The organism is Streptomyces sp. NPDC020898, assembly GCF_044333925.1.
Taxonomy (GTDB): domain Bacteria; phylum Actinomycetota; class Actinomycetes; order Streptomycetales; family Streptomycetaceae; genus Streptomyces.
On the sequence record NZ_JBIRRV010000036.1, the window covers coordinates 1 to 22,693 of the forward strand.

General features: G+C 68.7%; 19 protein-coding genes and 1 pseudogene. 5 read left to right on the forward strand and 15 right to left on the reverse strand.

Annotated features, from left to right (window positions below):
* The 3 genes and pseudogenes from ACH4TV_RS47075 to ACH4TV_RS47085 all read right to left on the reverse strand — a co-directional run.
* Nucleotides 1–723 (reverse strand): annotated as a pseudogene (locus tag ACH4TV_RS47075) (hypothetical protein); the annotation flags it as partial.
* 11 nt (nt 724–734) lie between these two features.
* Nucleotides 735–1,832, reverse strand: coding sequence for an ImmA/IrrE family metallo-endopeptidase (locus tag ACH4TV_RS47080; protein ID WP_398407639.1), 1,098 nt, complete (start codon nt 1,830–1,832; stop codon nt 735–737).
* 1,579 nt (nt 1,833–3,411) lie between these two features.
* On the reverse strand, nt 3,412–3,663 hold the full coding sequence (locus ACH4TV_RS47085) for a hypothetical protein (RefSeq protein WP_398407640.1): 252 nt from the start codon (nt 3,661–3,663) through the stop codon (nt 3,412–3,414).
* Nucleotides 3,664–4,237: 574 nt separating this feature from the next.
* On the opposite strand from ACH4TV_RS47085, the gene ACH4TV_RS47090 reads away from it, so the two are divergent.
* A complete protein-coding gene (locus ACH4TV_RS47090; protein ID WP_398407641.1) occupies nt 4,238–4,948 on the forward strand; it encodes a class I SAM-dependent methyltransferase in 711 nt (236 codons plus the stop codon).
* A 66-nt stretch (nt 4,949–5,014) separates the two neighbouring features.
* On the opposite strand, the gene ACH4TV_RS47095 is transcribed toward ACH4TV_RS47090, so the two are convergent.
* From ACH4TV_RS47095 to ACH4TV_RS47105, 3 genes are all read right to left on the reverse strand, one after another.
* Nucleotides 5,015–6,229, reverse strand: a complete 1,215-nt coding sequence (locus tag ACH4TV_RS47095; RefSeq protein WP_398407642.1) for an MFS transporter — start codon at nt 6,227–6,229, stop codon at nt 5,015–5,017.
* A gap of 7 nt (nt 6,230–6,236) precedes the next feature.
* Nucleotides 6,237–6,701 carry an ArsI/CadI family heavy metal resistance metalloenzyme gene (locus ACH4TV_RS47100; RefSeq protein ID WP_398407643.1) on the reverse strand — a complete coding sequence of 155 codons (465 nt, stop codon included), beginning with the start codon at nt 6,699–6,701 and terminating at the stop codon, nt 6,237–6,239.
* A gap of 70 nt (nt 6,702–6,771) precedes the next feature.
* Nucleotides 6,772–8,160 (reverse strand): NAD(P)-binding domain-containing protein, encoded by a 1,389-nt coding sequence (locus ACH4TV_RS47105; protein WP_398407644.1) that lies wholly within the window; start codon nt 8,158–8,160, stop codon nt 6,772–6,774.
* A gap of 165 nt (nt 8,161–8,325) precedes the next feature.
* Between ACH4TV_RS47105 and ACH4TV_RS47110 the strand changes: the two genes are divergently transcribed.
* Nucleotides 8,326–8,688 carry an ArsR/SmtB family transcription factor gene (locus ACH4TV_RS47110; RefSeq protein WP_398407645.1) on the forward strand — a complete coding sequence of 121 codons (363 nt, stop codon included), beginning with the start codon at nt 8,326–8,328 and terminating at the stop codon, nt 8,686–8,688.
* Nucleotides 8,689–8,808: 120 nt separating this feature from the next.
* A complete protein-coding gene (locus ACH4TV_RS47115; protein WP_398407646.1) occupies nt 8,809–9,201 on the forward strand; it encodes an ArsR/SmtB family transcription factor in 393 nt (130 codons plus the stop codon).
* Between the two features lie 115 nt (nt 9,202–9,316).
* Here ACH4TV_RS47115 and ACH4TV_RS47120 read toward each other — a convergent pair whose 3' ends face one another.
* The 9 genes from ACH4TV_RS47120 to ACH4TV_RS47160 all read right to left on the reverse strand — a co-directional run bounded on the left by ACH4TV_RS47120 (nt 9,317) and on the right by ACH4TV_RS47160 (nt 19,813).
* Nucleotides 9,317–10,006 (reverse strand): phosphate ABC transporter ATP-binding protein, encoded by a 690-nt coding sequence (locus ACH4TV_RS47120; RefSeq protein ID WP_398407647.1) that lies wholly within the window; start codon nt 10,004–10,006, stop codon nt 9,317–9,319.
* Nucleotides 9,994–11,802: a phosphate ABC transporter permease subunit PstC gene (gene pstC / locus ACH4TV_RS47125; protein ID WP_398407648.1), complete on the reverse strand. Its 1,809-nt coding sequence runs from the start codon at nt 11,800–11,802 to the stop codon at nt 9,994–9,996. The genes ACH4TV_RS47120 and pstC overlap by 13 nt, the downstream gene beginning before the upstream one ends.
* 3 nt (nt 11,803–11,805) lie before the next feature.
* Nucleotides 11,806–12,681, reverse strand: a complete 876-nt coding sequence (locus ACH4TV_RS47130) for a phosphate ABC transporter substrate-binding protein (RefSeq protein WP_398407649.1) — start codon at nt 12,679–12,681, stop codon at nt 11,806–11,808.
* Nucleotides 12,682–12,765: 84 nt separating this feature from the next.
* The gene (locus ACH4TV_RS47135) at nt 12,766–12,975 is read right to left on the reverse strand and encodes a hypothetical protein (protein ID WP_398407650.1); all 210 of its coding nucleotides are present in this window, start codon (nt 12,973–12,975) and stop codon (nt 12,766–12,768) included.
* A gap of 194 nt (nt 12,976–13,169) precedes the next feature.
* Nucleotides 13,170–13,574 (reverse strand): hypothetical protein, encoded by a 405-nt coding sequence (locus ACH4TV_RS47140; protein ID WP_398407651.1) that lies wholly within the window; start codon nt 13,572–13,574, stop codon nt 13,170–13,172.
* Nucleotides 13,571–15,103, reverse strand: coding sequence for a 2,3-bisphosphoglycerate-independent phosphoglycerate mutase (gene gpmI, locus ACH4TV_RS47145; protein WP_398407652.1), 1,533 nt, complete (start codon nt 15,101–15,103; stop codon nt 13,571–13,573). Before gpmI ends, ACH4TV_RS47140 begins: the two co-directional genes overlap by 4 nt.
* Entirely contained in the window at nt 15,100–16,422 is a 1,323-nt protein-coding gene (gene aroA / locus ACH4TV_RS47150; protein WP_398407653.1) for a 3-phosphoshikimate 1-carboxyvinyltransferase, read from the reverse strand. The genes gpmI and aroA overlap by 4 nt, the downstream gene beginning before the upstream one ends.
* Nucleotides 16,423–16,466: 44 nt before the next feature.
* Nucleotides 16,467–18,977, reverse strand: coding sequence for a molybdopterin-dependent oxidoreductase (locus ACH4TV_RS47155; protein WP_398407654.1), 2,511 nt, complete (start codon nt 18,975–18,977; stop codon nt 16,467–16,469).
* Nucleotides 18,978–19,093: 116 nt separating this feature from the next.
* Nucleotides 19,094–19,813, reverse strand: a complete 720-nt coding sequence (locus tag ACH4TV_RS47160) for a hypothetical protein (RefSeq protein ID WP_398407655.1) — start codon at nt 19,811–19,813, stop codon at nt 19,094–19,096.
* Nucleotides 19,814–20,614: 801 nt separating this feature from the next.
* Here ACH4TV_RS47160 and ACH4TV_RS47165 point away from each other — a divergent pair.
* Entirely contained in the window at nt 20,615–22,177 is a 1,563-nt protein-coding gene (locus ACH4TV_RS47165) for an MFS transporter (protein WP_398407656.1), read from the forward strand.
* Between the two features lie 63 nt (nt 22,178–22,240).
* A complete protein-coding gene (locus tag ACH4TV_RS47170; protein ID WP_398407657.1) occupies nt 22,241–22,687 on the forward strand; it encodes an ArsR/SmtB family transcription factor in 447 nt (148 codons plus the stop codon).
* Nucleotides 22,688–22,693: the final 6 nt, after the last annotated feature.

A 22,693-nucleotide genomic window follows, 5' to 3' on the forward strand; every position in this document is an offset into this window, starting at 1 on the left:
GCTGGTGGCACCAAATGCGGTGAAGGCTGCGCCGGCTGCCAGGGCTCCGAAGGCGGCGAGATCGGTACGCAGCAGTGCGGTGTCCGGTACCTGTGAGATCAGCTGCCGGAGGTGGTGTACCGACTTCGCGTACCGGGCCAGCGGGTCCATCTGCCCGCCCAGGATGATCGCCTTCGGCCCATTGACCAGCTGCAAATAGGCGATCAACTGGTGCAGGGACTCCTCGTTCCTCAGCCAGGTCACGTCGATCGGCACCACGAAGGTCACGCCTGGATCGTCGAGTTCGGTCATGCGGGTGACCGCGGCCCTGAGCGCATCCGAGTCCTCGGCCTGGATGTAGCCGGTCGGCGTGAGTGGTGCCGTGACGCCTGCGGCACGCTGCTGCTCCAGGGACCGCTCGAGGGGGTCGTTGAGGAAGAAGCCGTCCGGCTCCGTCTGCGGGAAGGGAGCGTCTGCGGTCGCGGCGGTCTTCTCGTAGAGGGCCGGGTCGGCGAGCAGTACCCCGTTGTATCCCTCGTCCCGCAGCTGCAGCGCCTTCGCCGTGGCATTGCCCCCGCTCAGAATCAGCCCGCTGGAGGCGGAAGCGAGGTGCTCCTGGACCTGGCCGACCCGTTCGGGGCGGGTCTGGATCAGCATCCGGCCGCGCAGGGCCGCCAGTCCGAAGGGCGGGAGAGGCGCAGCTGAAGGGAGCTGCGGACGCGGGACGGCGGAAGGCTCGGTCATGGACAGCTCCTTCAGTGCGGTGGCAGAGGCGTGGTGCGGGATCCTTCGACGTACAGGTGCTGAAAGTCCTCGGGCAGCAGATGTGCGCAGGCCGCTGCCGATTCGAGGGTGAGACCGTGCTCGTCGAGCAGGGTGCGTACGAGCGCGGGCACGGCCCGGGGCTGTTCACGGGGAATCTCTACGGGCTCGGCCATGCGATAGCCGAGCGCGGACATCTCGATGGTGACCGTGCGGTGCTGCCATTCGGTCAGCGCGCCCAGATCGAGCGCCCGGCGCAGTAGTGCGCTCATCGACACCCGCCAGATCCGCTTCAACTCCATCAGCTTCGGCAGGTCCACCCGGCCCGCGAAGGCACCCCGGATGTCTGCGGCGGGCATCAGCAGCTCCGCCGCGAAGGCGTCGGCCTGCTTCTCCTGCTGGGAACCGGTGCCGGGTTCCGCATGCATGACGAGGTGCCCCAGTTCGTGGGCAACGCTGAACCGGCAACGATCCCCCGGCGCCAGGTCGTTGACGAGGAGCAGCGGGGCACCGACGCCGTCCCACTGGCTGACCGCATCCAGCAGGTCGCCGCCGAGGTCGCGGACGGCCACCACCGCTCCGGCCGCCTCCACGACCGAGATCATGTCGGGGATCGGGCCGGCCGGAAGCGCCCAGGCTTTGCGCACCTGCCGGGCCGCGTCCTTCGCGGTCGTGCGGGCGGAGAGCTTGACGCGGAAGAACCGGTGCTCTTCGAGCGGTTTCTCGGCAGCGGCGGCGATCTCCTGGACCTGCACACGCGTCAGAGCCAGTTGCGCATGCACCCGCCGCAGTGCGGAGACTGCGAGCGCGGCCTTCTTGCGGTGGTGGACCAGCCCCACGCCGACCCCACCCACTTGCGGGTCAAGGCACAGCAGGCCGGACGGGTAGCCCAGAGCGGCCGCGTACCACTCCAGGCGGTCGTCCGTGACCGTCAGGCGGCCCGACTCGGCACGACTCACGTATCCCTGTGAGACCACCGTCGGTTCCGGCCCCGAGACCTTCGTCATGGCGGTGGAGACCTCCGCCTGTGTCATCCCGCGGGACTCACGCAACAGCATGAGCATCCCAGGGTTCGCCTGCACATCGGCCATCCTTCACACCTCCTCGAAGCCTCGCACCAGACCTCAGAATAGCACCACGAAATATTCCTCACTCGAAATCTAAGTGCGATGCGCCACCGTCCCTGTCCCGAGGCAATCCGCCCGACGGTCTGCCAGCCCAGCTCGGCTCTTCGCCTCAGCGGCACACTCGGCATGCCAAGGCCCCTTCGACTGACGACCTTGGAGAGCAGCAGGGCTCCCCCGCGTACGGCGGGCCGTTCTGGTCGTGCTGCTGCCAGGCGACGGCACCGCTGTCCTGTTGCCACCATCACCCGCGTCCTCAACGGCGACGTCCAGCCGGACATCGGCACCCTGACACGACTGGAGGAGCACTCGACCACCAGCTCCGACCCGGCCCCGCAGCGATCCGCGCCTCCGCAGCAACCAGACGCCGGCCGATCTGCCTCGTCTGCGACGCCCTCAACCGCCGGATCACCGCCAACACCCCCTTCCGCCTCACCGACCCCGCTACCGGCAGCGACCTGCTGAAGACCATGGCCGACCGGCGGCCGTACCGTGCTCGGCGCGCTCAACAACTGCGGCGGCATCACCTCCTGAGGCACCGCCCTGTCCGGCGAGAAGAACGCCAACCAGTGCTTCACCAATGCCGCCGCCGTCACCGACCCGGTCACCACGTAGCACCTAGTACTCCAGTTGCACCTCCACTTCGGCGGGCACCCGGTGCGCCCATGTGCCCGACTGCGCATACTGCAAGCCTTTGACCTGCGGAACGTTCTTCCCCAACCCCTGCCAGAGGAAGGGTTTGGGTGGCAGTAAGCGAGCACGTCTGACCTGCGTTTTCACAGCAATCCCTCGGGATATCACGGCACTTGGCGTGCCCGGAGTAGCCCCAGGTCACCCCGTGGATTCCCCGATCTCGTGCACCGCCAGGTGCCCGGGAGTGCCCGGAATCCGACGGTGCGTCAGAACCGAGGGGCGCGTCCTCATGCCGCCCTGATGGGGCCGCGACGCCAGGACGATACGGGGCTGATCGACCTCGTCGGCAGCCGAGGAGCCGGCCGAGCTACGTCATCGGGGCGGAACTCGGCGACCGTCGTCGGTGCGGGCCCGTACGATTTGTCCGCGCCTTCCCCCTCCATGCCTTACGGTCGGCTGCGCCCTGCTGCTGCGCGGATCAACACGGCCATCCGCCGACTCATGAAGGAGCCCAACCCACCCCGGCGCGGCGGAGTACGGGCGGCTGCTGATCGAGTGGGAGAAAGCCACCCAGGCCGACTTGGCAAGGCAGCCCCTCAGGTCAGCGCAGGCCATCTGTGTCGTCGTGCATTTCGCCGACCGGCAGTGACTGACGGCCGTCCCCGGGGTCCTCACCGTAGGCAACCGCGGAGGGTGCTTCTTGGAAGGTGAGCCTGAGCTGCTCTTGTGACGGAGCAGCAATCGGGTGTGAGGGCCGGTCACCCGGCCCTCACAGCCGATTGACACGTCGGCGTATCGCCATGGACATCTTCGAGTTCCGGTGGCGTCCCTGAGGAGACGTTTTGCCGCCACCGGCCGGACGCGACCCCGACGCTGATCTCCGAAGCCGCGAGCAGGACACCGATGAGACCCGTCAATGCACCAGCCGGGACACGCATCGGCCTCCGCCCGGACCCCGGACGGCCTCACACGAGTACGCCCAATCCCCGACGCGGAACAGCAGCGCGGGAACGGTCAGCCGGTTCGCCACCAGTACCTCGATCACCCGGCCGAGCGTCAGGTCCGCCCCCGAATCCGGTGGCCGCAGCCCGTCGACGATCCCCACGACGTCCAGCCGACGCAGAAACCCGGCAGCGACAGGCAGACCGCCCAGGCGCTCGCTCACCACGGACTCCATCACGACCTCCACGCGAGGGCGTTCCGTCCCTGGCCTTGGAGACCAGGAAGCCATCGACAGACCCGGACCAACGCGGCTGCACCGGCAAGACCGTCAAACCATCTGATGCAGCGACCCGGGAAACATCAGGAATACAAGGGACAGACGGACGGCTGCTCTGGAGTGACCGGTCAGTACGGCACGCCCGTGAGACGAGCCACTGCTCTCTCCTCCTCTCCCGGACGAGGACAGGACGCAGGCGCACCTGAAATCCCAGGAAGTGAGATGCCATGTTCTGGGATGCCTCGGCAACACCCTTGCCGAGGAGAGGTGCGTGATCATTTTCGACTCGAACGCACTGACTCTGCCCAGTGTTCCGCCGGATGTCTCAGGCTCCTACCGCTGCGCAAGATGTCCTGAATCTCCACGACCCGCTCCGCCGCGACAAGTTCGTCGGTGTCTACGGGTTCTACGAGCCAGTCGAGTTGCCGCAGCGCTGCTACCGCCAGGTCTTTGATGCCCGGTGGGCCCTGGCTTGAGTAATTGTCAATACCCGTGGGTCGGTTGAGGTTGTTCAGGCTGCGTGACCACCTCCCCCGAGACGCCCACGGAAGGCATCCCCGTGTCCGACCTCGAGAGCCAGACCGCTTACTTGGACGCCGCCGCGACGACGAAGCGATTCACGCACCCGCTGCACACACCGTGGCTGGACAACGTCAAACGAGGCGCCGCGATCCTCGACTACGGCTGCGGCTACGGCCGAACCCTGGACGCGCTCGACCAGCAAGGCTTCGACAACCTCTGCGGCTTCGACACGTCACCGGGGATGATCGCCCGGGCCCGCAGCCTGCACCCCGCGATGCGCTTCGTGGTGCTGGACACGCTGCCGGCACTCGCCTGCCCGGACGCGAGCATCGACGTGGTCGTGCTCTTCGCGGTGGTGACCTGCATCCCAAGTGACGACGCACAACTGCTGCTGATCGGTGAGCTGCACCGCGTGCTCAAGCCCGGCGCGCTGCTCTACCTCAGCGACCTGCTGCTACGAGACGACCGGCGCAACCGCGACCGCTGCGCGAGGTTCGCCGAGTCCTACGGCACCTACGGGGTGTTCGAGACCGGCGACGGCACAGTGTGCGGCCACCACCCGAGCGACTGGTTCACCTCCCTGCTCGCCGGATTCGAGACCATCGACACCCGACGAACCACCGTGACCACCATGAACGGCAACACATCCACGGGCCTTCAATTCCTGGCCCGCAACCCGGCCTCACGTCACCAGACTCCTACCCACTGACGCTGCAGGGCCGGACAACGCACCCGCAGGTATGGACAATTACTCCAGACATCCGTCCGGTCGCGCTTATGCGCTGGATGTAGACCGCCCCGATGCGAGTGCCAGTACTGCAGCCAGAGCGGAACCGACCGCGAGTGCGAGGAACAGGACGTCGTACCCGCCCAACCGTCCCGCCAGGGCTGCGCCGGCCCAGGGTGCGAGGGCTGCCGCGACAGTGGCCGGGGCGATGAGGAGTCCGGACAGGCGGCCGTAGTTGGTGGTCCCCCAGCGGTCGCTGACGGCGGTGGCCTGGAGCAGGGTGAGGTTGCCGCGTACGACTCCGGCCAGCACGGCGAGCAGGATCAGCAGCGGGATGGGGCCGGGGACGAGGGCGAGGGCCGTGGTGGTGGCTCCGCCTGCTGTGAACAGGAGGGCGGTGCGGGTGGTGACGCTGGTGGTGCGGGTGAGGGTGGCGTAGAGGGTGCGGCCCAGGGTCTGTCCGGCTCCGCCGAGTCCCAGTGCCCAGGCGGCCGTTGAGGGTGAGGCCCCGCGCTCGATCATCAGGGGGACCATGCCGAAGACGACGGCGTACATGGCGAAGCCGGAGCAGGTGAAAGCCAGTACGAGCAGCAGAAAGGGGCGGCTGCGGGCTATCGGGGTGCGGTTGGGGGTCGCTGCGGCCGGTGGCGCGGGCGGCCAGGGGGCACGCAGGGCCAGGGCGTGCGCGGGAATGGTGACGGCTGCGAGGATGATCGCGAGGACGACGTAGGTGGTGCGCCAGCTGAGGTGGTCCGCGAGCAGCGCGGTGAAGGGGGCGAAGACGGTGCTGGCGAGCCCGCCGGCGAGGGTCACGATCGTCAGGGCGCGGACGCGGTCCGGCCCCCACCATCGAGTGAGAGCCGCGAAAGCGGGCTGGTAGAACGTGGCGGCCATGGCGACCCCGGCCAGGAGCCAGGCGGCGGCGAACACGTAGAAGTTCGGAGCTGCAGCGATGGCCAGCAGGGAGGCGACCGCGAGCAGTGAGCCGGCGGTCATGACGGCGCGGGGGCCTCGGCGGTCGAGGATGCGGCCGACGGGAATGCCGGCGAGTGCCGAGATCAGCAGGGCGGCGGAGAATGCTGCGGTCGTGGCGCCCGTTGACCATCCGGTGTCCGCGGTCAGGTGCGGGAGCAAGACGGGGAAGGCGTAGTAGACGATTCCCCAGCTGGTGATCTGGGTGGCGCAGAGGGCGGGCAGAGCGGCGCGGGGCCGCGAGCGGTTCTCTGTGCCGCTCGCGGCCTCGTGGGTGTGGAGGTGGGTCATCGCCGGATCAGCAGCAGCCGCCGGCTGCGGCGACGGGTTCGCCTGCCTTGGTGTCGGTGGCGTCCGTGGCGCAGCAGCTGCTGCCTTGCTGCTTGGCGAGGGTGTCTGCGTCGGCCTTGACGACGTAGACCTCCCAGGGTTCCTGGCCGGGGCCGTGGACCCAGACCTTGTCCTGGAGGGCGTAGCAACAGGTGGTGTCGTTCTCCACGTCGGTAGCCAGGCCGGCCTCGCCGAGGCGGGTGGTGGCGGCGTGGACGGCTTCGGTGGTCTCGACTTCGACGCCGAGGTGGTCCATGCGGGTGTCCTCGCCTGCGGTGCCTTCGATGAGGACGAGCTTGAGCGGGGGTTCGGTGATCGCGAAGTTGGCGTAGCCGTCGCGGAGTTTGGCGGGCTCGGTGTTGAAGAGCTTGCTGTAGAAGGCGATCGAGGCCTCAAGGTCGGGGACGCGCAGGGCGAGCTGGATGCGTGACACGGTGGTTCCTCCTGCCGCAGGAAGGGTGCGTACCCGGCCAGGTTTGGCCGGGCACGGTGGTTCGGGCTGTTCAGCAGCCGCCGGACGTCTCGGGCCCGCCGATCTGGAGGGTGGCGGCGCCGGCGGATCCGATCTGGACGAGGGCGGGCGCGGGTGTGCAGCATCCGCCGCCGCTTTCCGCGGTGGTCGCGTCGTCGAAGAGCCCGGCGCCGCCGCACACACCACTCTCGGGCAGGGTCAGCTCCACTCGTTCGGCGGCCTCTTGGTCTCCGGCGAGGGCTGCGGTAATGGAGCGGACCTGCTCGTAGCCGGTCATGGCGAGGAAGGTCGGGGCGCGTCCGTAGGACTTCATGCCGACGAGGTAGACGCCCTGCTCCGGGTGGGAGAGCTCGTTCACGCCGTGCGGGTAGACGGTGCCGCAGGAGTGGACGTTGGGGTCGATGAGCGGGGCCAGGGCGGTCGGGGCCTGGAGGCGCTCGTCGAGGCCGAGGCGGAGTTCGGAGAGGAAGGACAGGTCGGGGCGCAGGCCGGTCAGGACGATAATCTCGTCGACCGCGTCGAGGCGTCGTCCGTCCTCGCCGATCAGGACCAGGCGGTCGTCGCCGTCCCGCTCGACTGCCTCGGTGCGGAAGCCCGTGACGGCGTCCGCGTGACCGTTGTCGACGGCGGCCTTCGCGGCCAGGCCGAGGGCGCCGCGGGCGGGGAGCTGGTCGGCTTCGCCGCCGCCGAAGGTGGAGCCGCTGATGCCCCGGCGCAGGATCCACACCGCGTGCGTGCCCGGTTCGTCCCTGGTGAGGTCGGCCAGGGACGCCAGCGCGGTGAAGGCGGAGGCTCCCGAGCCGATGACCGCGGTGCGCTTGCCGGCGTAACGGGCGCGGACGGCGGGGTCCTTGAGGTCGGGGACGCGGTAGGTGACGTGGTCGGCTGCGGCCTTCTCCCCCAGTGCGGGCAGACCGCTGGCGCCCGCCGGGCTCGGGGTGCTCCAGGTGCCCGAGGCGTCGATGACCGCGCGGGCGAAGAGGCGTTCCTCGCGGCCGTCGGCGGCGGTGAGGTGGACGACGAAGGGCTGGCTTTCGCGGTCGGCGTCGACGATGCGGTCGCGTCCGGCGCGGGAGACGCCGGTGACGGTGACGCCGTAGCGGACACGGTCGCCGAGGGCGTCGGCGAGCGGCTGCAGGTAGAGCTCGGCCCAGTCTGCGCCGGTGGGGTAGGCCGCGGCGTCGGGGCGGGTCCAGCCGGTGGGGGCGAGGAGTTTTTCGGCTGCGGGGTCGGTGACTTCGGCCCAGGTGGAGAACAGCCGGACGTGGGACCAGTCGCGCACTGCGCCGGCGGCGGCCGGGCCCGATTCGAGGACCAGGGGTGTCAGTCGCCGCTCGATCAGGTGTGCGGCGGCGGCCAGGCCGATGGGGCCGGCTCCGATGACGACGACAGGCAGATCGCTGGCGGCGGGCGCAGTCACGGGGACTCTCCTCGGTTTCGATGTCTATCGATGTGCTGTGGTCTCAGCATGCATCTGGATTCGACAGGCGTCAACATAGAAGTTCATCGAAATAAAGCGCCACCCGGGCGCCCCCTCCCCGCTTTCACTCTTGGCAAGTGATTAGATGAGTGTCAACATAGAAGCATGTCGAAGTTAGTCTCGGTCTCCGTTGTCCAGGACGCCGCCACGTCACTGGCCTGCTGCCAGCCTCTGGGCCAGGAAGAGCTCTCCGCGGCCGATGCGGAGAAGATCGCCGCCATGTTCAAGGCCCTGTCCGACCCGGTCCGCCTGCGGCTGTTTTCCCGGATCGCCGCCCAGCCAGGCGGTGAGGCGTGCGTGTGTGACATCCAGGACGTGGGAGTCTCGCAGCCCACGGTGAGCCATCACCTGCGCAAACTCCGCGAGGCGGGGCTTCTGGTCTCCGACCGGCGGGCCAGCTGGGTGTACTACCGGGTGGCACCTGGAGTGCTCGCCGGCATGGCCGGGCTGTTGTCAGCAGCGGCGTGAGCGGAACCGGCCGCTGAAGTGGGCAGCGCACGCCGGTGAGCAGAGGGCTGAGCCGCCCCTGACCGTGACGTGTCGCTCCCTGGGATACCCAGCTGGACGACGCTGGGGTGAGGAGAAGAGATGCCCCATGAGGCCGCAGATCCAGCCGACGAGGACGAGTGCTTCCAGCTGAGCGCGGCGGATACGGTGTGGTGGGCCAGTGTCTTCAAGACGCTCGGCGATCCGGTGCGCCTGCAACTGCTGGTCCATCTGGCGGCACTGCGGGGAGCCGAAGTCGCGGCGCACGACATCTGCGATGCCGGTGTGGCGCAGTCCACCGTGAGCCACCATCTCAAGCGGCTGCGGAGCATGGGGTTGGTGGAGAACAGGCGTGAAGGGCGCGTCGTCTACTACCGCATGGGAGCGGGGGTCCGTTCGGCGTTGATGCAGATTCTTCAGCAGAGTGGCCAGGCCGATGCGCCGATGACCAGTCCGATGCCGGGAACACAAAGCTCCTGCCCCCTACCGCCGTGATGACTGGCAGCGGTACCGGGCCGGACGGGGGCCGCGGGCCCTGAGCGTCGCCTGCTCAGGGCCCGCGGCCAGCGCGGTGCGACCACCCCACGCTGGTGTGCTGTCGAACCGGTGATCAGGCGACCGCGGCGGCCGGGGACACGGCCGCCGGTTGGTCCAGGTGGACAGTCGTGTCGCAGAGGCGCTCGACCTGCGCAGGATCGTGGGAGACGAGAAGGACTGTCCGGCGACCGCGCAGCGCCGCAATCGACTGCTCGACCTTGTCCCGGCTCTGCTCGTCGAGAGCGCTGGTGGGCTCGTCCAGGAGCAGGCACGCCGGTTCCAGGGCCAGTGCACGGGCCAGGCACAGCCGTTGTCGCTGTCCTGCGGACAGGGTCTGGGCCGGTGAATCAAGTCTGTCGGAGACCTCCTTCCACAGTCCGGCCTCATGCAGGGCCTGTTCCGCCCGTTCGCGCAGGACGTCCTGCGAGGCTCGCAGGACGTGCCGGAGGCCGAAGAGCGCGTTGTCGAGGATGCTGCCTCCGAAGACGACCGGCGTCTGCGGTACGAGCACGATCTTGGCCCTGAGGTCGGCGTCTCCCCTGCCGGGCTCGATGGGCCGGCCCAGCACCTGCAGGTGGCCGTCCCGGGTGAGCCCACTCGGGAGCAGATCGACCAGGGCGCGCAGGACGGTGGACTTGCCGGCGCCTGACGGCCCGCACAGCCCGGTGGTAGATCCGTGCTCAAGGCTGAAGGAGACCGGGCCGACCAAGGCCCTTTCGCTGCTGAGCACGCGTAGCTGGCGCACGGTGATTACGTTGTCCATCGCTCTCCTTCGAAGCGGTTGCGCAGCCAGACCGCCGCGCTGAGGAGTACTGCGGTGATCAGGACAAGAACCATGGCGCTTCCCCATGCCTGGGTGACGGCCTGGGGGTCACCCGAGTCCTGGGAGAGAGTGAAGATGTGGGTGGGCAGTGCCTGCACCGGAGAATCCACGATGCCGCTCGGCAGGGCGGGAGCTCCGAAGAAGACCGTGGCGGTGAACAGCAGCGGGGCGGTTTCGCCCGCTGCGCGGGCCAGGCCCAGGAGCAGGCCGGTGAGCGTGGCGGGCCAGGCGTAGGGAACGACGACCGACCGGATGAGCTGTGCGCGCGTCAGCCCCAGGGACAGCGCGCTTTCGGTCAATTCCGGCGGCATGCTCCTGACGCGGGCGGAGGTGGCCAGAGCGATCACGGGGATGACGACCGGAACGAGCACGATGGCTCCGGCCAGCCAGGATCTGCCCCATCCCATGGTGCTGGACAGGATGACGAATCCGGCAAGTCCCAGCAGGATGGTCGGTGCTCCGCCGAGTACGACCGTCAGGGTCTGGAGCAGCCGCGCGATGCGATCCGATGCGTGGACGCCGATCAGGATGCCTGCGCCGAAGCCGAGCGGCAGCGCGATGAGACCCGTTGTGACGATGAGCAGCACGGTGCCGACTATCTGGTCGCGTACGCCTCCGCCCGCCGCGCCCGTTGCCGAGGTGAGCCAGAAGGACGGGTGGAACGCGGTGCTTCCCCGCGTCACCAGGAGGCTGAGCATGCCGACGAGGAGAGCGCTGGGCAGCAGCAGGGCTCCTACGCGCAGGGTCATGGCGAACCGGTCGCGGTGCACACGCATCCGGGGCGTGGCGCGGTACCGGGGAGTTCGTTTGACGGCTGTGCCGCGTGTCTGTCCCCGTGTGCCCCAGATCGTTGCCGCGGCCACGAGTGCCAGGAGGGTGATGCCGAGTCCGCACAGAGCGGCGAAGTAGGGACCGGAGGTGCCGGCCAGGACGGGCTCGGGGCCGGCCAGTTTCGTCGTCAGTGTCTGGCCGGGGTGCACCAGCGAGTCGAGGAACCCGCCGAAACTGGTGGGCAGCCGTCCGTCGGCTCTGCCCACGACCAGGAACACGGCGATGGCCTCCCCGAGCGCTCGGGCCAGGCCGAGCAGAACGGCTGACCTCATGCCGGGCCGTGCAAGCGGAAGCACCGCAGAGCGGATGACTTCGCGACGGGTCAGACCGAGCGAGAAGGCAGCCTCCCGGTAGCGGTCGGGCACCGCGGAGAGCGAATCGACGCTCACCGCCACGATCGTGGGAGTGATCATGACAGCGAGGACGATCCCGGCGGCAAGAAGGCTGTCCCCGCCCGGTACGTCTGCGATCTCGGAGATGAAGGGGCGGACAACGATGATGCCGATGAGTCCGTAGACGATGGACGGTACGGCGGCGAGCAGCTCCACGCACATACGCAGCGGCCGGGCCACGCGCGCAGGGAGATACTCCGACAGCGCCAGGGCAGCTGCCCAGCTGACCGGTACGGCCAGGACCAGGGCGAGGACGCAGACGACGGCCGTCCCGTAGATCATGGCCAGGCCGCCGTAAGCGGAATTGACCGGGCTCCAGGAGGCTTCGGTCAGCAGTGCCAGCCAGTCGACTGCGCCGCTGCTGACGCCCACGGCGAGATACCCGGCGAGGACCAGGAGCAGGGCTGCCACGGAGAACACTCCGCCGTACACCCAGCTCCAGACCCACTTCGACGGGCGTGGCCGTATCTCTGCGTCGGGTGTCACCGGATCTCGCGCCAGTGTGGTGGTCATCGGCTACTTCCCGATTTCCTTGAGCGTCTGGTAGCCGTGCTTGGTCATCAGTTCCTGGCCCTTGGCGGACAGGACGTAGTCGATGAACTTCTTGGACGTTCCCGTCGGCTGGCCGTCGGTGATGAGGAAGAGCGGCCGGGACATGGGGTATTTGCCGGAGGCGATGTTGTCGGACGTCGGGGCGATGCCGTCCAGCGTCACTGCTGCCAGACCGTCGCGTCCTTCGATGAAGCTGGTGGACAGCGGGGCCACGGAACCGGGGGTCGATTCCAGCTTGTTGCGGGTTTCTAGGTTGCCGCCCACGATGGCGAAGTTGTCCGACTCCGGCGGCAGCGGGGGTTTCTTGTCTCCGTAGATGTACTTGTCGAGTACTTCACGGGTTCCGCGCCCGGGTTCCTTGTCGTAGACGAAGACTTCGAGGTCGGGGCCGCCGACTTCGGACCAGTTGGTGATCTTCCCTTCGAACAGGTCCCGTACCTGGGCTGCGGTGAGGTTCTTGACGCCGGCGTCGGCGACTTTCTTGGTGATGATGATGCCGACGGCGTCTGCACCGATCTGGGTGGGGCGGAACTCGGTGTTGGGGCTGGCGGCTTTGTCCCCGTCCGCGAGGGGCTTTGAGCTCATCGCGATGGTTATCTGGCCTGCCGCGAGCTGGGAGATCCCGCCGGCGGAGCCGCCCTGGGTGGCGACGGTGATGTCGAGTCCGTCGGCCTTGAGGGCCTGGGCCGCGTCCGCAGCCACGGGGGCTACCGTGGTCGAACCGCTGACCTGCAGCGCACCTGAGGATCCGGCTCCGCCGTCGGCGCAGGCCGTGGCAAGGGACGTGAACAGCAGGGCTGTTGAGGCGAGGTAGGCGAGGCGACGCTTCGTTCTGAACACCGGTGGGGCCTTTCTGTCTTCGTGCAATACCGCGGCGTGGGTGAGGGCAGGGTGTGCTTCATTCCGGGGTCCGTCCTGGGGCGGTCACTGAGGTGACGGCTGGCAGGAGGCCCAGTCGAAGAAGCTCTGCGGCGACAGGTGCACACCGTTGCCGTCCGCGCCGTTGCTGGTGTTCAGCTCGCTCATGAAGGAGGAGAGGAGACGGTCGGCCAGGCGGGGCAGGAGCGGGGGTAAGAACAGCGAAACGCTGGCAGCGGCCAAGGCCGGCACCAGGACGAGCGCGCGTATGTACATGTCAGATCCTTAGGGAATGGCGGTGCCCTGAAGGGAGTACGCGGGCAGCACAACCCCCGGGAGGGCGGCTGCCTGCGCAGGCTGCAGACGGATCTGGAGCGGTACAGAAGGGACGGCGCTGGGCGCCGTCGTATGGCTGTGGGGACCGTCGGCTCAAGGCCGTGCGGCGTCCGTGACGGCCGGGGTGCTCCTCCCTAGCGGGTGAAGGTGATCCAGGCGTGGCCGAACGCGGCCAGGTGGACGTGCAGTCCGTCGTTCTCCTGCGTGGTGTGCAGGGCGCCCCGGAGGAAGTGGGGCTGCTGGCCTGCGGATTCAGGCAGCAGAGAGTCCAGGCTGGCCGAGATGGGGTCGTGGGAAGGGTTGTGCAGGCACAGCACCTGACGGGAACGGTCGGACGACTCCCGAAGGAGGGCCCATACGCCGCCCGCGGGGATGGGCCGCACGGTCGAGTCGTCTGCGAAAGCAGACATGATGGAGGCTGGCAGCGGACAGCCTTCCTGCTCGGTGGGGCCCTGCAGGGTTGCCTGCAGCGACGCGAGCAGTGCGGGGACCGCGTCATCGGTGCGGGCGCCGTCGGCGGTCGGGGCGAGGGGACTCACAGAAGTGTCCTTCCTGTCATGGCGGATCCGGGCTTGTGCCCCAGCAGGTGCAGGACCGTGGGGGCGACGTCGGCGAGCGTGGCCCGTTCGGGCAGGGCGGTTGCGGCATCCTCATGTACCGGCACCACGACGAGGGGCACGGGATGGGTGGTGTGCCCTCCGTAGGGGCGGGTGGTGCCGTCGGGCGCCGGCTTGGTCATCTTCTCGGCGTTGCCGTGGTCTCCCACGAGCAGCAGCCACCGGCCTGAGCGGGCGGCGGCGGTCACGATCCGTGCCACGGCGGCGTCGGTGTACTCGCACGCTTTGACCGTGGCCGTGTAGTCGCCGGTGTGGCCGACGACGTCGATGTTGGCGAGGTTGGCGATGATGAGGTCGACGTCGGTGCGTGCCGCGGCTTCGAGGACGGCGTCCGTGACCTGGTCGAGGTTCATCTCCGGGCAGGCCCTGTAGTCGGGGGCGCCGGGACCGGTGATGCGGACGTGTTCTTCAACGCTGCGCACCGTGCTGTCGCGTCCGTTGATGTAGTAGGTGACGTGCTCGAACTTCTCGGCCTCGGCGATGCGCACGCTGCGCACACCTTGCGCGGTGAGTTCGTCCGCCAGACCACCGGAGGCGTCCGCGCGCTGGACCAGGGCGGGGATGGCGGTGCGGGTGTCGTACTGCGCCAGGCTGAGAACCTGCACCGTACGGTGGGTGGCGGCCAGATGCTCCGAAAGGCCGTCGGCGAACTGCTGGATGCGGTCACTGCGGAAGTTGAACCACAGCAGGCCGTCACCGTCGGCGATGCGTGCTGCCGGTGCGTCCCGCAGGATGCTCGGGGCCACCCACTCGTCTCCGCGGCCGGAGGCGGCCACGGCCTCGGCCGCGTCGTTCACCTCCGTGCCCGCCGCGTCGGCCACCAAGCGGACGGCCTGGTCGGTCAGTTCGAGGCTGCCGGCCTTGTCCATGGCGTAGCCGCGGCCGATGACGCTGGCGATCTGTCCGGTGCCGGCTGCTGCGGCCAGTGCGGTGACCTGCGCCAGGTAGGTTTCGGCGGTGCCGTCGGCCACGTCCCGGCCGTCGGTGATCGCGTGGATCCACACACGGGGCACTCGGCGGGCGGCGGCTGCGGCGAGCAGCTCGCTCAGATGCCCGACGTTCGCGTGGATCTGGCCGTCGGAGCACAGGCCGACCAGGTGCAGGGCGCCTCCACCGGTCGCGAGAGTGTCCAGGAGCGCGACGAGGCGGGCGTTGTCCCGCAACTCACCGGAGTCGATGTGCTGCTGGACCAGGAGACTGTCGTAGGGCAGAGGACGTCCCGCTCCGATGACCATGTGGCCGATCTCGGAGTTGCCGACAGTGCCCGGCAGCAGGCCGACGGCCTCGCCGGACGCGTCGGCCAGCGTGGAGGGGTGCCGGCTGGTCAGGTTGTCCAGGACGGGCGTGCGGGCAGCGTCGACGGCGTTGTCTGCGCCGGGCGGGGCGTGGCCCCAGCCGTCCAGCACCAGCAGGATGCCCGGTGCGCCGGGCGCGGTGTCCGGCGAGGTCACTTGGTGCTCACCAGGGTGGGGTGGAGGGTGTCGAGGGTCTGCCAGAAGGTGGGGAAGGACTTCGCGACGCAGCCCGGGTCCTTGATGACGACGCCCTCGGTGCGCAGGCCGCCGATGGCGAAGGTCATGGCGATGCGGTGGTCGTCGTAGGTGTCGATGGTCGCGCCGTGCGGGGTGCCGCCGGTGATGTACATGGCGTCGGGGAACTCCTCGACGTCGATGCCCATCTTGCGCAGTTCGGTGGTGACGGCGGCGATGCGGTCGCACTCCTTGACGCGCAGCGAGGCGATGTTGGTGATGCGGGTGGTGCCTTCGGCGTAGGCGGCGACGATGGCCAGGGAGGGGACGACGTCGGGCATGGCTTCCATGTCGATGTCGATGCCGCGCAGGTGGCCACCGGTCAGGGTGATCTCGTCGTCGGTGATCTGGGTGTGACAGCCCATCCGTTCCAGGGCTTCGACGAGGTGTACGTCGCCCTGGTGGGAGCCGGAGCCGATGCCGGGGATGACGACGCGGCTGCCCAGGATGGCGGCGGCGGCCAGGAAGTAGGACATGCCGGAGGCGTCGGGTTCGACGGTGACGTCGCCGCCGCGGGGCTGCTGGCCGGCCGGGACGGTGAAGCGGTGGTAGCCGTCGCGTTCGACGCTCACGCCCATTTCCTTCAGGGCGGCCAGCGTCATTTCCACGTACGGCTTGGAGACCAGCTCGTCGGCGATGGTGATCTCGGTGTCGTTCTCAGCGCGCAGCGCGTTGATGATCAGACTGGAGGTGAACTGGCTGGAGACGGTGCCGTTGATGGTGGTGGCGCCGCCCTTGAAGGAGCCGCCCACGACACGGATGGGCGGGCTGCCGTTGCCGCGCACCGCGGTGGCGTCCACGCCCAGCCGCGGCAGCGCCGCGAGCAGGTCACCCATGGGGCGTTCCTGCATGCGGGTGTTGCCGGTGATGACCGTGGTGCCCGCCGCGTGGCCGGCCATGGAGATCAGGAAACGCAGCGGGGTACCGGCGCCGCCGACGAAGATGTCCTTCTTCGGGGCGCGCATGGGCTGCCCGGTGGGGGTGACGTGGATGCTGGCTGCGTCGTGGTCGATGGCGCAGGTGACGTGGCCGAACGTCTCGATGGCGCGGGCGAAGTAGAGAGTGTCGTCGGACAGCAGCGCACCCTTGATGACGGTTTCTTGGCCCGACAGGGAGGCGATGGCCAGGTAGCGGTTGGTGTAGCTCTTGGAGCCCAGGACGCTGACGCGCTCGTCGAAGGCCGCCAGCGGCAGCACGGTGACCTCTTCAGCCTTCAGGCGCGGGTCGGGTGTTGCGTTCATACGGTCCTCCGTGGTGTCGAGCGGTTGGGGGGCCTTGAGGCGGGTCAGGCTTTGACGACGCGGCAGGCGAAGCACTTGTAGGCCTGCTGGCCGGAGAGGTTGTCGTAGTACTGGTCGTCGGGCAGCGTGTTGGCCGGCTCGTAGCGCGGGTCGTCGAAGAGGTCGCCGACCTTCTGCGCGGGACCGAAGGTGTTGGGCACGAACACGGTGTCGGGCCGGATGCCGTCCCACAGCAGTGCGGTCCCTGTTACCGCGCCCCGCGGGCTCTCCACCCGGACGTCGTCGCCGTCGGCAATGCCCGCGCTCTGCGCGGTTGCCGGGTGGATCTGGATGAAGCGGATGCCGTTGAGCTGCTTGCCGGTGGGCGTCCAGTGGGTGATCTCGGCGAAGTGCACCACGCTGGGCCGGCCGGTCATGCCCATCAGCGGGAAGCGGCGGTGGACGTCACCGTTCCCAGCCACGCCCAGGCGCACCGGGTGGGTGAGCGCCTGCGGGTTGATGGGGTTGGTGACGAGCTTCTTGCTGTAGGCCACGGTCGGGTGGGCGCCGGTGACCTCGGGGTGGGTGTAGAAGATCGGCAGCGCGGTGTGTCCGGTCGCCGACAGGCTCTTCTCCAGTGCGGCGGTGGTGATTTCGACCTTGCCGCTGGGTGTGAGGAAGCGTTTGCCGCGGTGCGCTGTGTCCAGGGATTCCGCGGCCTCGTACCAGCTGGGGTGGTCGAGGTAGAGGGTGCTGACCCCGGGGTGTTCAGGTGTGGGGCAGGGCCAGCGCAGCGGCTCGGTGCGCTGGCTCATGCGCTCGCGGGTCATGCCGCCCGCACCGGGGGTGTACGTGACGAAGTCGTCCCACAGGTTCTTGTAGTCCATCCACCGCTCGGGGAAAGCCTCGCGCCATTCCTTCGCGGGGCGGCGGGTGTCGAGGTCGGCGAGTGCGTGGGCGAGGCCGATCCAGATCTCCCAGTCCGGGCGTGACTGGCCGACGCGGTCGACGACTTGGTCCTGCCAGCGGATGGCGCGGTCGTCGCGGCGCATGTAGACGCCTTCCATCTCCAGTCCGCTGCAGACGGGCAGGATGATGTCGGCGTAGGCGGCCGGCTCTTCCATGAACAGGCCGGTGTAGACGTAGAAGTCGAGCTGCTCGAAGGCTTTGCGGACCTTCGTGGTGTTGGCGGAGGACACCAGCGGGTTGCCCTGGGTGATGACGGCGCGCAGCCGGTAGGGCTGGCCGGTGAGGATGGACTGGGCGAAGTAGTCCGGGCCGACCGGCAGGGCTTCGCGGCGCTCTGGTACGTCTGCCTCGAGCGGCGGCAGGTGCAGGTCGCCGGGCCAGGTGTTGTGCATGAAGTTGCAGCCGCCGCCGGGCCGGCCGATGTTGCCGGTGACCGCGGCGAGGAACGTGGCCACCCGGTAGGTGTCGAACGCGCCGAGTTGGTGCGAGATACCGGCGTTGCAGAAGATCGCGGCGGGGGTGGCGCCCGCGTACTCCTCAGCCATGGCTGTGATGGTGGCGGCCGGGACACCGGTGACGTTCGCGGCCCAGGCGGGCGTGTACTGGTGTTTGGCCAGGTGGGCACGTAATTCGTCGAAGCCGGTCACCCAGCGGTCGATGAACGCCTGGTCGTACAGGCCCTGTTCGACGATGTGGTGCAGCATGCCCAGCAGCAGCGCGAAGTCGGTGTGGGGCTTGGGCGCCACCCACCGGTCAGCGGCGGCTCCGGTCGGGGTCAGGCGGGGGTCGACGACGGTGAGTGTGGCCTTGGTCTTCTTGCGTCCGCGCAGCAGGTAGTCGAAGGTCACCGGGTGGGTCTCGGCCTGGTTGGTGCCCAGGAACAGGTAGTGCTTGGCGGAGCCGAGGTCGTCCTTGCCGGTGGCGCCGTCGGTGCCGTAGCCGTTGGTGAAGTTGCCCAGGCCGAAGGTGGCCGTCAGGGCGTTGGCGCCGGCGTCGTTGCAGACCGGGCCGACGTCGGTGTTGTTGGGGCTGCCCAGCATGGCGAACAGGCGGGCCACCAGGGATCCGGTGCCGCGGGGCATGCGGCCGGTGGTGCGGTTGGCGATGGTGTGCACCTGGCCGGTGTCGCGCAGGTGCAGCAGTTTTCGGGCGATGGTCCGGTAGGCCTCGTCCCAGCTGATCGCCTCGAACCGGGAGTTCGCGGAGCCCTTCTTGCCGCCGACGCGGCGCAGCGGCGTGGTGAGGCGGTCTTTGTTGTAGACCAGTTGCGGCATCATCTCGGCCTTGACGCACAGCTGGCCGTCCTGGACGGGGTCGCCGTCCTCGCCGCGGACGGCGAGGATCCGGTCGGCCTTGAGGTCGACGTTGAGGCGGCAGTTGGAGTTGCAGAACTGGCAGGCCGTCGCCACCGTCCGGTCCGGGGTCAGGGCCGCCGACTGGTCGGTGAAGTCCGCTGCCGGCACGCTGCCGACGGCGTCGGGGCTGCCGGATTGGGCGGCGTTGGCTGCCACCAGCGGCAGCAGGACCGGGGCGCCGAGGCCGGCACTGCCGACGACACTGCCCCGGACGAATCCTCTTCGGGAGATCCCGTGCTGGTCGTGCTTCATGCGCGTGAGCGGTCCTTCCGCCTGGTGTGGGGACGAGGCGGGCATGGCGGTGCCCTCGGCCGTGCGCCCCGGGCGCACGGCCGTTGTCGCGGGTGCAGCGTGTGAGCGGGACCGCGTCAGCCGGCGTGGTGCGCTGACAGGCTGCTCGCCGAGGTCCGCACCGCCGTCAGGAACGTCTTCAGGATCAGGTGCTCCGCACCCGGGGCGGAGGACAGCTCGGGCTGGAAGAGACTGCCCATGAAGAACGGATGTCCGGTGATCTCCAGCGCCCGCGGCGCGCCGTCGCTGTCCCAGGCGCTGATCTGCAGGGCGCCCTGGCTGGCGGCGCCCATGAAGTCGTCGGTCAGTCCGTAGTCGCAGTGGAAGATCTCATCGACCTGGGTGGTGCCGTAGATCGAGGCGAGCAGCGAGTCCTCTTTGACCCTCAGTGGGGCCTTCTCTCCGCGGAAGGAGCACGTCAGGGGGGTGACCAGCGGCATGAGCTTTTCCGGGTCCTCATCCACGCCCTCCGCTTCGGGAAGGTGCAGGACGTTCTGGGCGTGCTCGATGAGGGCGCTGAAGAAGCCGCCGCAGGTGCCCAGGAACGGCAGGGCGTTCTCCCGGGCGTGGCGGACGGCTATGTGTACGCCCTTCTGGTTGAAGTAGGGCGCGCCGGGGACCACCCATATACCGTCGAACCCGTCCAGCCGGGAGACGTCGTGGATGTCGACGGTCGGGACCCATTCCGTCGCCACGTCCCACTGCTCACGCATGGCATCGATCTTGGGATGGGACGGCTCGTCGTGGTTGCCGCGGTCGCCCACCAGGGCAAGGCGAGGCTGAGCAGAGACTGACATCGTGTTCCCTTCAAGGATTACAGGTCAGGCGTGGAACACCGTCGCCGCCAAGGACGGTTCCAGCCCCGTAATGCCGCAGCAGACAGTGCGCCGACCGCTCGGCCGCTGCGTTCTGGTGGGTGTGATGCAGTGTCAGGAACCGCGCGCCACACGCGGTCTGAGGGTCGGATAGGGCATGCGGTGACACCTACGGCAAGACTGGGCGCGTCGATGAGCCAACCGTCTGCCTGTTGGATCCATACACGTCTTCCAGCCCCCCCTGGCACCAAGACGGGACCCTACTCAGCAGGCCCCCGTGCTGCTTCTCGCTCAATTTATCGATATCGGTCGAAGTATTCGAGAGCCACTGTTGGACCTACGGGCGTTTTTCGCCAACTACGTTCATCCTGCCCTCAGATCGTTGTCATCGAACTGGTTTCCGCAGGTCAAACGTTCTCCGTGAGCCACGACGCCCGCAACCGGCTGCGTCCGCAGCCTGCGGCGCGCCGCCTCGACATGCGAGGCGAGCACAGGTCATTGCGGGTCTCGGCAGGTCACAGCCGAGGAGGAAATCCGCAGGCCAGACGTGAAGATCTTGAGGAGATGGCCGGATCGAGCATCCAATGTCGGCCGTTATCAACAGCGTTGACTGTTGATAACAGCATCTGCTGGTTAGTGTGTGGGCGGCCGGGGACCGGATTTTCCGTCCCCGGCGGGCAACGGGCCTTCGGCCAGCGTTGTTGAGCGGCACTTGGGTGCGTGCGGTCCGCGCGGCCGCCTGCCGCCACACTCCATCTTTTGTGCGTCGTTGAGGAGATTCTCGTGAACCCCCCTGCCGGACACCCCCGCCGATGGCAGATCCTGGCCATTCTGTGCCTGAGTCTGGTCCTCATCGGGCTTGACACCCTCATCCTCAATCTGGCGCTGCCTAGCATCCAGAAGGACCTGGATGCCACGAGCAGCCAGCTGCAGTGGACGGTCGACTCCTACGCGCTGGCCTTCGGCGGGCTGCTGCTGATGGCGGGAGGGCTGTCGGACCGCTTCGGCCGCAAGCGGCTGCTGGCCATCGGGCTGGCTGCCTTCGCGGTGACCAGTCTCGGTGCCGCGTTCGCCTCCAGCCCCGAACTGCTCATCACCTTCCGTGCCACGATGGGTATTTCGGCGGCGCTGATGATGCCCGCGACCCTGGCCATCATCAAGGACGTCTTCCCGCCTGAGGAGCAGGGCAAGGCGATCGGCATCTGGTCGGGCGCGGCTGCGGTCGGTGTGCCGCTCGGCCCTGTCGTCAGTGGCCTGCTGCTGGAGCACTTCTGGTGGGGGTCGATGTTCCTCATCAACGTGCCGTTGGCGGCGATCGCCCTCATCGGCGGATTCAAGCTCATTCCCGAGTCCAAGGCCGAGGGCCACCCCGGGCTGGATCTCGTCGGTGCGCTGCTGTCGGTGGCCGGCCTGGTCGCCATCGTCTACGGCCTGGTGGAAGCCCCCCACAACGGGTGGGGCGACGTCGTGACCCTCGGCTCCCTGTTCGCCGGTGTCGCGCTCATGGTCGGCTTCATCCTGTGGGAGCGGCACACCGAACACCCCATGCTGGAAGTCGGCCTGTTCCTCAACGCCCGCTACGGCGGCGGCACGCTGGCCATCGCCTGCACCTCCTTCGGCCTCTACAGCGGCCTGTACCTGCTCACCCAGTACCTGCAGTCGGTCCTCGAACTGGACCCCCTGGGCGCCGGTCTGCGGATGCTGGCGATCGGCACCATGATGGTCGGCGCTCCCCTGTCCCCCAAGCTCGTCGAACGCACCGGCCTCAAGGCCACCGTGGTCATCGGCCTGGCGCTGTGCGCGGCCGGACTCGGCGTGCTCGCCGGGCTGCAGGTCGACGACGAGGCGCAGGCACTGTGGGGTCTTGCCGTGTTCGGCCTGGGCATGGGCATCGCCCTTCCCGCAGCCGTGGACGCCATCCTGGCCGTGTCCAACGCCCGCCAGGCCGGCGCGGGCTCCGCGGTCGCGGATGTGGGTATGCAGGTCGGCGGGGCCCTGGGCATCGCGGTCAGCGGCAGTGTCATCGCCACCCTGTATCGCAATGACCTTCCCCAGGCCGCGCAGGTACCGGGCGAGGCAGGGGAAGCCGTACGCGAGTCGCTGGCGGGCGCCTCCGCGGTCGCCCAGCAGCTGGGCGGGGCAGCCGGTGAGCGGGTGCTGTCCGCCGCTCAGCAGTCCTTCGTGCACGGCTTCACCGGCACCCTGATGGTCGCTGTGGCGGTTGCGGTCGTCGGCGCGGTTGCCTCCGCGTTCATCCTGCCCCGCGGACAGACGGTGGAAAAGGACGGCGCACTCGGCGCCGAGCTGCCCACACCGTCTGACACCGGCGCCCGGACCGGCTCGTAGTCGGGCATGGCCGTCATGCGTAGGATCGAACACGCAGTGCGCCCCGCCCCGTTCGCCACCCACGTGGCGAGAACCGACCCGGGCGACGGGCATGAAGGTGACAAGGCGGTGGTGATGGCCCGGCCGACAAAGCTGAGGGTCGCGGTAAGCGATCCCGGCCAGTGGCTCAGTGAAAGTGAGCGGGCGCAGCTACTTGCTCCGAAACTGCGTGCGCTGGCCGATGAGACACGCCTGACGCTGATCCTGTTGATCGCGCAACGCCCGCGCACCGTGAAGGAGTTGCAGGAAGCCACCGGACTGAGCCAGACCCTGGTCAGCCACCACCTTGCACCGCTGCGTGAACAGGAGCTGGTGGAGGCCGTCCCCCAGGGCCGCAGCAACCAGTACGTGATGTGCTGTTCGGCACTGGCGGAACCGCTGCGCATGTTCGCCAGTCTGGCGGCCCTGGATCCCGAGACGGTAGCCGCCTGCCTGCAGCCCTCCGCCTCTGTGGCCGCTGCCGACGGCTGACGGCCC